This is a genomic window from Pseudomonas sp. R1-1 (genome assembly GCF_051132135.1).
Classification (GTDB): Bacteria; Pseudomonadota; Gammaproteobacteria; order Pseudomonadales; family Pseudomonadaceae; genus Aquipseudomonas.
Genome location: NZ_CP071663.1, coordinates 5,712,862 through 5,724,391 on the forward strand (window position 1 = coordinate 5,712,862; position 11,530 = coordinate 5,724,391).

Sequence of the window (11,530 nt, forward strand, 5' to 3'; positions counted from 1 at the left end):
TCTCTATGCCTACCCTGCGCTCCTTTTTCGCCGCGGCCCTGCTGGGCCTGAGTCTCACTGTCGGCCCGTTGTACGCCGCCGAACCACCGTCCAGCGATGCCGTGCAGGCAAGCCTCGACAAGCTTGCCGACAGCAAACTGCCGGACGCCGATAAAAAGACCTTGCAGGGCGTGCTGCAGAGCACCCTCACGCAGTTGACCAATCGCCGTGATTACGAGCAGAAACTGGTCGATCTCAAACAGCAACTGGCCAGCGCCCCCAAGCAGACCATCGAAAACACCCGCGAGCTGGCACGCCTCAAAGCCACCGCCGTGGTGCCGGTGGCGCAGCGTTTCGCCAAGGAGTCCATCCCACAGCTGGAGCAGATCCTCACCGAGCGCTCCACCCAGCAAAGCGACTTGCAAAAGGCCCTGGCCGACGCCAACAGCCTGATCATCACCGCGCAGACTCGCCCTGAGCGCGCCCAGGCAGAGATCTCTGCCAGCCAGACGCGTATTCAGCAGATCAACAACATCCTCAAATCCGGCAAGGATGCGGGTAAAACCGTTAGCGCCGAGCAGCGCGACCAGTTGAATGCCGAGCTGGCAGCGCTGAATGCGTTGATCCCGCTGCGCCGTCAAGAACTGGCCGGAAACAGCCAGTTGCAGGATCTGGGCAACGCTCAACATGACCTCCTCTCGGAAAAATCCGACCGCCTCGACCGCGAGATTCAGGAACTGCAAACCCTGATCAACCAGAAGCGTCTGGCGCAGTCGCAGGAAACCGTGACCCAGCAGTCGATCGAAGCGCAGAAGGCCGGCGGCAGCAGCCTGCTCGCCAGTGAAAGTACGGCCAACCTCAAACTTTCCGACTATCTGCTCAAAAGCACTGATCGGCTCAACGAAGTCACCCAGCAGAACCTGCAGACCAAACAGCAACTCGACAGCCTGACCCAGAGCGATTCAGCGCTCGACGAGCAGATCAACGTGCTCAAGGGCAGCCTGCTGCTGTCGAAGATTCTCTATAAACAGAAACAGGCGCTGCCGCATCTCAAGGTCGACCGCGATCTGGCCGATCAGATTGCCGATATCCGTTTGTACCAGTTCGAAGTCAGCCAGCAGCGCGAATTACTCAGCAACCCGGCGACCTACGTCGACAACCTGCTGGCCACGCAACCGCCGGAGCAGGTCACCCCGCAACTGCGCAAGAGCCTGCTCGATCTGGCCAACACCCGCGCGGATCTGCTGGAGCGACTGAACCGCGAATTGAGCGCCGTGCTCAACGAATCGATCACCCTGCAGCTCAACCAGAAGCAATTGCTCAGCACCGCGCAGAGCCTGCGCGCGACCCTCGATGAACAGATGTTCTGGATTCCCAGCAACAAACCGCTGGATGTCGAATGGATGCGCGGCGTGCCGGAACGCCTGGAGCGTCAGGTCAACACCCTGCCGTGGGCATCGAGCCTGAGCGAACTGATCGACGGCCTGACTCAGCGACCGCTGCTGTTCCTGCCGCTGGCGCTGTTGATCGGCGCGTTGCTGTGGCGGCGCAAGAACCTTTATGCGCGGCTGAACAAAGTCCATCAGGACATCGGTCACTTCAAACGCGACAGCCAGTGGCATACGCCGCAGGCGATCCTGATCAATATTCTGCTCGCGATGCCCGTCGCGTTGGGTCTGGCGCTGTGCGGTCTGGCCTTGCAGATCGACGCGCGCGGGCAGAACGCCAACATGGGCGCTGCGCTGCTGCAGATGGGCCAGGCGTGGCTGGTGTTCTACACCGCCTACCGGATTCTGGCGCCGGGCGGCGTGGCTGAATTGCACTTCCGCTGGGAAAAGCCACAGGTCGAATTCCTCCAGGGCTGGATCCGTCGCCTCGGACTGGTGGTGATGGCGCTGGTGACCATCGTGGCCGTCGCAGAACTGCAACCGGCCGCGCTAGCCGATGACGTGCTTGGCATGCCGGTGGTGCTGACCTGCTACGCACTAATGGCGTGGCTGCTCAGCCGCTTGCTGATTGCCAGCCCGACCCACGAAAACACTTCACTGTTCCGCAAGGCCGTCGGCGTGCTGTTCACCCTGCTGCCGATCGCCCTGTTTGTCGCGGTGTGCTTCGGCTACTACTACACCGCATTGAAACTCAGCGACCGACTGATCAACACGCTGTATCTGCTGATGTTCTGGCTGGTGATCGAAGCCACCTTCGTTCGCGGTCTGAGCGTTGCCGCACGACGCCTGGCTTACCAGCGTGCGCTGGCCAAGCGGCAGGCGGCGAAAGAGGCCGGCGACGGTGAAGCGGTGATCGAAGAGCCGACGCTGGACATCGAAAAGGTCAACGAGCAGTCCCTGCGCCTGATCCGTCTGGCCCTGCTCGGCGGCTTCATCGCCGCGCTGTACTGGGTCTGGTCGGACCTGATTTCGGTGTTCTCGTACCTCGACAACATCACCCTCTACGAATACACCAGCGGCACCGGCGCCAACATGAGCATGGTGCCGATCAGCATCGGCGACATGCTCGGCGCGCTGATCATCATCGGCATCACCTTCGCCCTGGCGCGCAACTTGCCCGGTCTGCTTGAAGTGTTCGTGCTGTCCAAGCTCGATCTGGCTCAGGGCAGCGCCTACGCGACCACGACCCTGTTGTCGTATGTGATTGCCGGCGTCGGCTTCGTCTCGACCCTGTCGACCCTCGGCGTGAGCTGGGACAAGTTGCAATGGCTGGTGGCGGCGTTGTCGGTCGGTCTCGGTTTCGGTATGCAGGAGATCTTCGCCAACTTCATCTCCGGCATCATGATCCTGTTCGAACGTCCGGTGCGGATCGGCGACACCATCACCATCGGCAACCTGTCGGGCACGGTGAGCAAGATCCGCATTCGCGCCACTACCATTACCGACTTCGACCGCAAGGACATCATTGTCCCGAACAAAACCTTCATCACCGGCCAGTTGATCAACTGGTCGCTGACCGACACGATCACCCGCGTCACCCTGAAACTTGGTGTGGATTACGGCTCCGACCTGGATCTGGTCAAGGAATTGCTGCTCAAGGCTGCCCGCGAGAACCCGCGCGTGCTCAAGGAACCAGAGCCGCACGTGTATTTCCTCAATTTCGGCGAAAGCACTCTCGACCACGAGCTGCGCATGCATGTGCGCGACCTCGGCGACCGCAACCCGGTACTCGATGAGGTCAACCGCTTCATCAACCGCGAGTTCAAGAAGCAGCACATCAACATCTCGTTCCGGCAGATGGAGATTTATCTGAAGAATCTGCACGGTCAGGAATACAAGATGGTGCCGGTGGAGCCAGAGAACAAAACCATCGCGCCGGTCGTCGACGCAGAGAAACCGTTGCCGGAACCGCCGCCGAGCAAACTCGACTAACCGCTATGGTCCCAGCAGAATGCTCGGACATTCTGCTGGAGCCGGCCCGTGAAAGCCCTCGACGAACTGACTTTCGACAATCGCTTCGCCCGCCTCGGCGACGCGTTCTCCGCCCACGTACTGCCCGAGCCGATCGATAATCCACGGCTGGTCGTGGCCAGCCCGGCCGCACTGGCCCTGCTCGATCTGGACCCGGCGACGGCCGAAACCGATGAATTTGCCGAACTGTTCGGCGGCCACAAGCTGTGGGCGGATGCCGAGCCACGGGCGATGGTGTACTCCGGCCACCAGTTCGGCGGCTATACGCCGCAACTGGGCGACGGTCGTGGTTTGCTGCTCGGCGAGGTCTACAACAACGCCGGCGAACATTGGGACCTGCACCTCAAGGGCGCCGGGCAGACGCCGTTTTCGCGCATGGGCGATGGCCGTGCAGTGTTGCGTTCATCGATCCGCGAATTCCTCGCTTCCGAAGCCCTCTATGCGCTGAACATCCCTTCCTCGCGCGCGGCCTGCGTGATCGGCTCCGACACGCCGGTCTGGCGGGAGAAACAGGAACGCGCGGCGATGGTGCTGCGCCTGGCACCGAGTCATATCCGCTTCGGCCATTTCGAATATTTCTACTACACCAAGCGCCCCGAGCAGCAAAAACAGCTTGGCGAGCACGTGCTGGCGATGCATTTCCCCGAATGCCTGGAACAACCGGAACCGTATCTGGCGATGTTCCGCGAGGTCGTCGAGCGCAACGCCGAACTGATCGCCAAATGGCAGGCCTACGGCTTCTGCCACGGCGTGATGAACACCGACAACATGTCGATCCTCGGCATCACCTTCGACTTCGGCCCGTTCGCCTTCCTCGACGATTTCGACGCCAACTTCATCTGCAACCACTCGGATGACCAAGGCCGCTACTCGTTCAGCAATCAGGTGCCGGTCGGCCAGTGGAACCTCAGCGCCCTCGCCCAGGCACTGACACCGTTCATCAGCGTCGAAGCCCTGCGCGAAGCCCTCGGCTTGTATTTACCACTGTTCCAGGCACATTACCTCGACCTGATGCGCCGCCGCTTCGGCTTCACCACTGCCGAAGATGACGACCAGCAACTGCTGGAAAACCTGCTGCAACTGATGCAGAACAGCGGCGTCGATTACACACTGTTCTTCCGCCGCCTCGGTGAAGAGTCAGCCGAACAGGCCGTCGCCCGCTTGCGTGATGACTTCGTCGATATCAAGGGTTTCGATGCCTGGGGCGAACGCTACGTCGCCCGTGTCGCTCGCGACGGCGATACCGATCAAGAGCAGCGCCGCGCGCGGATGCACGCGGTCAATCCGCTGTACATCCTGCGCAACTACCTGGCGCAAAAAGCCATCGACGCGGCCGAGCAAGGCGATTACGCCGAAGTGCGCCGACTGCACGCAGTGTTGAGCAACCCGTTTGAGCAGCAGCCGGGGATGGAGAGTTACGCCGAACGGCCGCCGGAGTGGGGCAAGCATCTGGAGATCAGTTGTTCTTCCTGAGCCAGAATCAGGTAAACACGTCGATGGGCACATTGAAGCGCTCAGCCAACCAGCGAATTTGGCGCAGGTTCAGCTTGCGCTTGCCACTGAGAATTTCCGAAACGACGGATTGAGGACCGACGCCCGGCAAGTCGCTTTGGGTCAGACCGTGTTCACGCATCATGTAACCGAGAACCTCTTCGCCACTCGCTTGGGCCATGGGGTGATGGGTGTGATCCCACTCCTCGATCCAGTCACCGATAATATCGACAAGGCTCATCAAAGGATGCGACTCATCGTCGCCCGTAATCTCTAGCAGTTCGTCGAGCACTAACACCAAGGTATCGTAGTCATCTTCACTTTCTGGAGGATGCAGCGAATGAGGGAAGAGACCCGTATTTCGATATTCAGAACCCTTTACAGGCTCCGAGAGTGAGAGGCGGTTAATTGTTTTGACGGTCATAAAGATGGACGTCCAAAAGATAACTTGTTCAGGTCCGCACAAGATTACTGATTCGATCAGATACAGATAGTCAGCCGCCGCACTAACGCACGTAGGCCATTTCCCCCAATAGCGAAGGTAATGACCTACGGACCGATCCTTGATAATGGTGACTTTGCCTCCAGATCAGTCTCATAGACTTCCGCCGGAGAGCCCATCATGCCCGAACCACTCCTCATCCCCTGCCCGTCCTGCAACGGCCTCAACCGCATCCCCGCCGAGCGCCTCACTGATCAGCCCAAATGCGGGCGCTGCAAATCGGCGGTGTTGTTAAGCAAACCCTTCGAACTCAAGCAAGGCGATTACGCCAGTCAGATCAAGGGCGATCTGCCGCTGCTGGTGGATGTCTGGGCGGACTGGTGCGGACCGTGCAAGTCGTTTGCGCCGGTGTTCGAACAAGCGGCGGCGCAGCTGGCGGGCAAGTGTCGGTTGGCCAAGCTCGACAGCGAGGCCAATCAGCAGTTGTCGGCGCAGTTGGGGATTCGCTCGATTCCGAGTTTGATTCTGTTCAAGAACGGCAGGGAAGTGGCGCGGCAAAGTGGTGCGTTTCCGTTGCCGCAGTTGATGGCCTGGTTGCGCAGCCAGGGGATCTGATACACCGCCGATCCAACTGTAGGAGTGAGCCTGCTCGCGATGGCGTCGTGTCAGCCAATGCAAGTGTTGAATGTGACGGCCTTATCGCGAGCAGGCTCACTCCTACAGGGGATTTGCGTGGGGTTCGGGGGTTCAGTGGCCTTCGAGCAGGTCATGCAGCTCGACGAACTGCTGGGTCAGCTTGTGCCGTGGATCGAGGTGGATCAGCGGCATGCTGGCCTGATGGGATTCGCGCATGCGCACCGAGCTGGACAGGTACACCGGCAGCACCGGCAGACCTTCGGCGATCAGTTCATCGAGGATCTGCTGCGGCAGGCTGGCCCGAGCCTGGAATTGATTGACCACGATGCCTTCGACTTCCAGGCCTTCGTTGTGGTCATCCTTGAGCTCTTCGATTTCGGCGATCAGTCCGTACAGCGCCTGACGGGAAAAACTGTCGCAGTCGAAGGGAATCAGCACCCGATCAGCGGCGATCAACGCTGATACCGCGTAAAAGTTCAACGCGGGCGGCGTGTCGAGGTAGATACGGTCGTAATCTTCGTCCAGCTCATCAAGCAATTTACGCAGCTTGTTGATCTTGTGTTTGGCCTCGAGCTTGGGCTGCAAGTCGGCCAGTTCGGCGGTGGCGGTGATGATATGGAGGTTGTCGAACGGGGTTTCGTAGATGTCGGCCTGGTTCTTCTTGGAAAACGGCCCGGAAGACAGGGTCTGTTTGAAGAAATCGGCGATGCCCATCGGAATGTCGTCGCCGGTCAGCCCGGTCAGATACTGAGTGGAGTTGGCTTGGGCATCGAGGTCGACCAACAGTGTGCGATAACCCTCGCTGGCGCTGACCGCCGCCAGATTGCAGGCAATGCTCGACTTGCCTACGCCACCTTTCTGATTGAACACCACGCGCCGCATGACAAAACCTCCGTGTATCAAAGAATGACCGAGTGTAGATGCGCGTGACCTCGCTTCGCTACCTTCACGGACGCGGACTACAACCTCAGGGGCAAAAGTCCGCGGTCAGAAAGCGTGATTACCGCCACTGATCGCCGAGAAGGCCGACAGACACGCCGCTGAGAATCTGGATAATGGCCATGTGACAGTCGCCCCACTGAACCGGTCGGTACATTTCGTTGGGCAAAATGTAACCAGCATTTGCTACACACCCGTCGCACCGGGATAATGCGCGCCACCCGGCGCCGAGCGCCACGTCAGGCCTGCCGCGGCCTGGGCGATTCAACGCGTCAATAATTGCCCGCAGGGGCGGGATGAATGTCCGTGATCAACTTCAACATCGCCCAATGGCGCGCGTGGGCCCCCGGGCTCGACAGCGTGGACGCCTGGCAGGCCTGGAGCCGACAACCGGTCGTGCTGCAGAGCAGTGATGCCGCGCCCGATGTGTCGTTTTTGCCGGCCATGCAGCGCCGCCGCCTGAGCCGCCTGGCGCGAATGGCCTTCAGCGTCGGCTGGCCGCTGGCCGACGGACGGGACAACCTGCCGCTGGTGTTCGTCTCGCGCCACGGCGAAACCCCGCGCACCTTCGACATCCTTTGCGACCTGGCCAATGAACAGCCGCTGTCGCCCACCCAGTTCAGCCTCTCGGTGCACAACGCGATCATCGGCCTGTGGTCGATCATGCGCGGCGAAACCAGTGAAATGACCGCCCTCGCCGCCGCTGGTGACGGCCTCGAACATGGCATGCTCGAGGCCGCGGCCCTGCTCGCTGAAGGCGCGCCGGCGGTGCTGCTGGTGATTACCGAGGAGCAACCGCCAGCGGCCTATTCGGCATGGGTCGATGACGTGCCATTCCCTTATGCGCTCGGGCTTCTGCTCACGCCGGGTACCGACTGGCGGCTGACCTTGAACAGCGCCCCGCAAACACGGTCCAAGGCGCACTGGCCACACGCGCTGAACCTGCTGCGTACCCTGCTCGGCCAGCAACCCCATTGCCAACATGCGTGGAAAAATCGTGTATGGACCTGGCAACGCAACCCGTGACCGAGAAAAACCGCGACGCCTATTACTGGCGCTTGCTGGCCACCGCCGCCAGCTTCGGCCTGTTCGGGCTGGGCGGCCTGTGCCTGCGCGTGCTGGTATTTCCATTGCTCAACTGCCTGCCCGGCGATGCCCTTGCGCACCGGCAACGGGCACGCAAGACCGTCAGCCGGTTGTTCTGGTTTTTCGTGCGTTTCATGGCCCGCACCGGTGTCTTGACCTACGAAATACAGGGCGCCGAGCGCCTCGGTCGACCGGGGCAGATGATCATCGCCAATCACCCGTCGCTGATCGACGTGGTGTTCCTGATCGGTATGGTGCGCCAGGCCAATTGCGTGGTGAAAAAAAGCCTGTGGGAAAACCCCTTCACCCGTGGCCCGCTGCGCAGTACCGAGTACATCAGCAATGACGGCAGCATGGACATGCTCGACGCCGCCGCCCAATCCCTGCAAAACGGCCAGACCCTGATCATCTTCCCGGAGGGCACTCGCACCCAGCCGGGGCAGCCGCCGGCCTTTCATCGGGGGGCCGCTGCGATTGCCTTGCGCGGTGCGAAAATACTCACGCCGGTGATGATCAAGGTCAGCCCGACCACCCTGACCAAAGCCGAACCCTGGTACCGCATCCCCAAGCGCCGCGTGCACTTCAGTTTTCGCGTGGGCGCCGATATAGACCCACAGACCTTCGCCGCGCAAGGACCTGCCCCGCAGGCCTCGCGCAAGCTCAACGATTATTTGCATGACTATTTCATTAAGGAGCTCGCCGAAGATGAGCGAACTGAACACCGCTAGCCTGATGCGTGACATCAAACTGCTGATCATCGACGCCCTCGGTCTCGAAGACATCGCCCCCGACGACATCGGTGACGAGCAGACGCTGTTTGGCGAAGGCCTGGGCCTGGATTCGGTCGACGCGCTGGAACTGGGCCTGGCCATCCAGAAAAAATACGGCATCAAGATAGACGCCGATGCCAAAGACACTCGCAACCATTTCACCAACGTGGCGAGCCTTGCGGCTTTTGTCACGGCCAAAGCAGCTTGAGACCGGACCATGCAAACTCGTGACGATATTTTCAACACCCTGCGCGATGCCCTGGTCGAGCTGTTCGAGCTCGATCCGGCCCGCGTAAGCATGGACGCCAATCTGTATCAGGATCTGGAGATCGACAGCATCGACGCGGTCGATCTGATCGATCACATCAAACGCCAGACCGGCAAGAAAATTGCCGCCGAAGAATTCAAGTCGGTGCGCACCGTCGGCGACGTGGTCGAGGCGGTTTACCGTCTGGTTCAACCGGCCGCATGAGCCGATTGATCGGCCTCGGCCTGCTATTGGCCGGCCTGCTGTACCCCTTTGCGGTGTATTTCGGCATGGAGCACTTCGCGCCGTGGCAGTTCGGCCTGCTGTTGGGCAGCCTGTGGCTGGCGCGGGTGCTCAGTGGTGAGCGCAAACCCGGCAGCGTATGGATGGCCGGCGTGGCGATCGCCTTTTGCGTGCTGCTGGCGCTGTTCGACAGCCCGCAATTGCTGCGCTGGTACCCGGTGCTGATCAGCGGCTTCATGCTGGTGCTGTTCGCCTCGAGCCTGACGTTCGGCACGCCGATGGTCGAGCGGCTGGCGCGCCTGCGTGAGCCGTATCTGCCACCCGAGGCGATTCGCTACACGCGTCAGGTCACGCTGGCCTGGAGTGTGTTTTTCTTCTGCAACGGTTTGTGCGCCGCGCTCCTGACCCTGTGGGCGCCGCTGGATTGGTGGATGTTGTACACCGGCCTGATCTCCTATGGATTGATCGGCCTGATGTTTGCCATTGAATGGCTGATACGACAACGGGTAAGAGGCCGTACATGAACTGGATAAAACTTGAGCACCTGTTGCTCAAGGCCCAACCGCTGCGGGCTGTCAGCCACGCACCGGCACTTGAGCATGCCGCACTGTGCGACCAGGCGCTGAGCGTCGCCGCCGGTCTGCAAGCACGTGGTGTTCGCAGTCTGGCGGTGCATCTGCAAGACGCGGCCGAACTGGCCATCGCGCTGCTGGCTGCCTGGCGCGCAGGCGTCAGTGTGCTGTTGCCTGCGGATCTGCAAGGGCAAACTCGCCAGCGCTGGGCGGGGGATGTCGACCTATGGCTCACCGATCAGCCTGGCGATACCCGCCTCGATCAACTTCAGCAGCCCCCCTTGCCGGGCGCCGCGCTGGATCTCGATCAATGCCGACTGAGCCTGTGCACCTCGGGCTCCAGCGGCGAACCCAAGCGCATCGACAAGTCCCTGCGGCAACTGGCCAATGAAGTCGAGGCGCTGGAGCAGTTGTGGGGCTCGGATCTGGGCGAGGCGTGCATTATCGGCAGCGTCGCCACCCAGCACATCTACGGTTTGCTGTTTCGCGTACTGTGGCCGCTGTGCGCCGGGCGCCCGTTCGTGCGCAAACAACTGGCATTCCCCGAAGACATGCAGCGCGCCAGCCGCGAACATCCAGCCTTCGCCTGGGTCGCCAGCCCGGCATTGCTCAAGCGCATGGGCGACAACCTCGACTGGCCAGCGCTGAGCGCGGTGCGCCGGGTATTTTCCTCCGGCGGCGCGCTGCCGCTTGAGGCCGCGCAAAGCCTCGAGCAACGCTTGCAGCAATGGCCGACGGAAATTCTCGGCAGCTCGGAAACCGGCGGGATTGCCTGGCGTCAGGGCGACGTACTGTGGCAACCGTTCGCCGCGGTCGAACTGAGTCAAGACAGCGACGGCGCACTGCTGATCGCCTCACCTTACTTGCCGGCGGGGCATGTCGAGCACAGCGCCGACGCCGCACGCATCGCCGCTGATGGGCGTTTCGAACTGCTCGGGCGCCTCGACCGGATCGTCAAACTCGAAGAAAAACGCATCTCTCTGCCCATGCTCGAACAGGCCCTGGTTGCCCACGCGTGGGTCGCCGAAGCGCGTCTGGGTGTGGTGCAGGAAAATCGCGCCTCGCTCGGTGCATTGCTGGTGCTGAGCGACGCTGGCCTGTTTGCCTTGCGCGAACACGGCCGCCGCGGCTTGACCAAGTCGCTGCGCGAACACCTCAAGGCACATTGCGAGGCGCTGGCCCTGCCGCGGCGCTGGCGGCTGTTGCGGCAGTTACCGCTCAACAGCCAGGGCAAACTGCCCCAGGCCGAAGTCGACGCCTTGCTGATTGCGCCGCGCCCGAAAGCGCCTGAAGTGCTGGAACAGATCGAAACGGACGGTGAGTGGAGTCTGCAACTCAGCGTGCCGCCGGACCTGGCCTACTTTAGTGGGCACTTTCCCAAAGCGCCGGTTTTGCCTGGGTTGGTGCAGGTGGAGTGGGCGCTGAATCTCGGCCGTCAGTTACTGAAGCTCGACGGTGCATTCGCCGGCATGGAAGTGCTGAAATTCCAGCAACTGGTGCGCCCGGGTGATGAAATTCAACTGCACCTGCGTTTCGATGCCGAGCGACGCAAGTTGTATTTTGCCTATCGCAATGACACGGCGACGTGTTCCAGTGGACGGATCTTGCTGGGTGTTGAACATGGTTGATTTCGCTGAGTGCTGCGCACTCAATCGCGAGCAGGCTCGCTCCCACAGGGTTTGCGGTGTGTCAGAGGAGATTCTGCA

At 61.2% G+C, this 11,530-nt stretch carries 11 protein-coding genes; 9 read left to right on the plus strand and 2 right to left on the minus strand.

The features are described 5' to 3' along the window. Positions 1 to 5 precede the first annotated feature (5 nt). A complete protein-coding gene (gene mscK, locus J3P75_RS25510) occupies positions 6 to 3,359 on the plus strand; it encodes a mechanosensitive channel MscK (RefSeq protein WP_434708627.1) in 3,354 nt (1,117 codons plus the stop codon). Positions 3,360 to 3,407: 48 nt separating this feature from the next. After that, complete coding sequence (gene selO / locus J3P75_RS25515; protein WP_434708628.1) at positions 3,408 to 4,871, plus strand: protein adenylyltransferase SelO; 1,464 nt, start codon at positions 3,408 to 3,410, stop codon at positions 4,869 to 4,871. Between the two features lie 7 nt (positions 4,872 to 4,878). On the opposite strand, the gene J3P75_RS25520 is transcribed toward selO, so the two are convergent. After that, the gene (locus J3P75_RS25520) at positions 4,879 to 5,313 is read right to left on the minus strand and encodes a helix-turn-helix domain-containing protein (protein WP_434708629.1); all 435 of its coding nucleotides are present in this window, start codon (positions 5,311 to 5,313) and stop codon (positions 4,879 to 4,881) included. Positions 5,314 to 5,511: 198 nt separating this feature from the next. Here J3P75_RS25520 and trxC point away from each other — a divergent pair, with 198 nt between their 5' ends. Next, a complete protein-coding gene (gene trxC, locus J3P75_RS25525) occupies positions 5,512 to 5,946 on the plus strand; it encodes a thioredoxin TrxC (RefSeq protein ID WP_434708630.1) in 435 nt (144 codons plus the stop codon). Positions 5,947 to 6,078: 132 nt separating this feature from the next. Here trxC and J3P75_RS25530 read toward each other — a convergent pair whose 3' ends face one another. Continuing rightward, positions 6,079 to 6,849: a ParA family protein gene (locus J3P75_RS25530; protein WP_434708631.1), complete on the minus strand. Its 771-nt coding sequence runs from the start codon at positions 6,847 to 6,849 to the stop codon at positions 6,079 to 6,081. Between the two features lie 357 nt (positions 6,850 to 7,206). On the opposite strand from J3P75_RS25530, the gene J3P75_RS25535 reads away from it, so the two are divergent. Genes J3P75_RS25535 through J3P75_RS25560 form a run of 6 tightly spaced genes read left to right on the plus strand, consistent with a single transcriptional unit; the run spans position 7,207 to position 11,452 of the window. Beyond that, positions 7,207 to 7,932 carry a beta-ketoacyl synthase chain length factor gene (locus J3P75_RS25535; protein ID WP_336355889.1) on the plus strand — a complete coding sequence of 242 codons (726 nt, stop codon included), beginning with the start codon at positions 7,207 to 7,209 and terminating at the stop codon, positions 7,930 to 7,932. After that, positions 7,908 to 8,720, plus strand: a complete 813-nt coding sequence (locus J3P75_RS25540; RefSeq protein WP_434708632.1) for a lysophospholipid acyltransferase family protein — start codon at positions 7,908 to 7,910, stop codon at positions 8,718 to 8,720. The genes J3P75_RS25535 and J3P75_RS25540 overlap by 25 nt, the downstream gene beginning before the upstream one ends. After that, the gene (locus J3P75_RS25545; protein WP_434708633.1) at positions 8,698 to 8,970 is read left to right on the plus strand and encodes a phosphopantetheine-binding protein; all 273 of its coding nucleotides are present in this window, start codon (positions 8,698 to 8,700) and stop codon (positions 8,968 to 8,970) included. Before J3P75_RS25540 ends, J3P75_RS25545 begins: the two co-directional genes overlap by 23 nt. A 9-nt stretch (positions 8,971 to 8,979) precedes the next feature. Then, complete coding sequence (locus J3P75_RS25550; RefSeq protein WP_065615459.1) at positions 8,980 to 9,234, plus strand: acyl carrier protein; 255 nt, start codon at positions 8,980 to 8,982, stop codon at positions 9,232 to 9,234. Next, on the plus strand, positions 9,231 to 9,776 hold the full coding sequence (locus J3P75_RS25555; RefSeq protein ID WP_434708634.1) for a hypothetical protein: 546 nt from the start codon (positions 9,231 to 9,233) through the stop codon (positions 9,774 to 9,776). Before J3P75_RS25550 ends, J3P75_RS25555 begins: the two co-directional genes overlap by 4 nt. Continuing rightward, positions 9,773 to 11,452, plus strand: a complete 1,680-nt coding sequence (locus tag J3P75_RS25560; protein ID WP_434708635.1) for an ApeI family dehydratase — start codon at positions 9,773 to 9,775, stop codon at positions 11,450 to 11,452. Before J3P75_RS25555 ends, J3P75_RS25560 begins: the two co-directional genes overlap by 4 nt. The last annotated feature ends 78 nt before the right edge of the window (positions 11,453 to 11,530 follow it).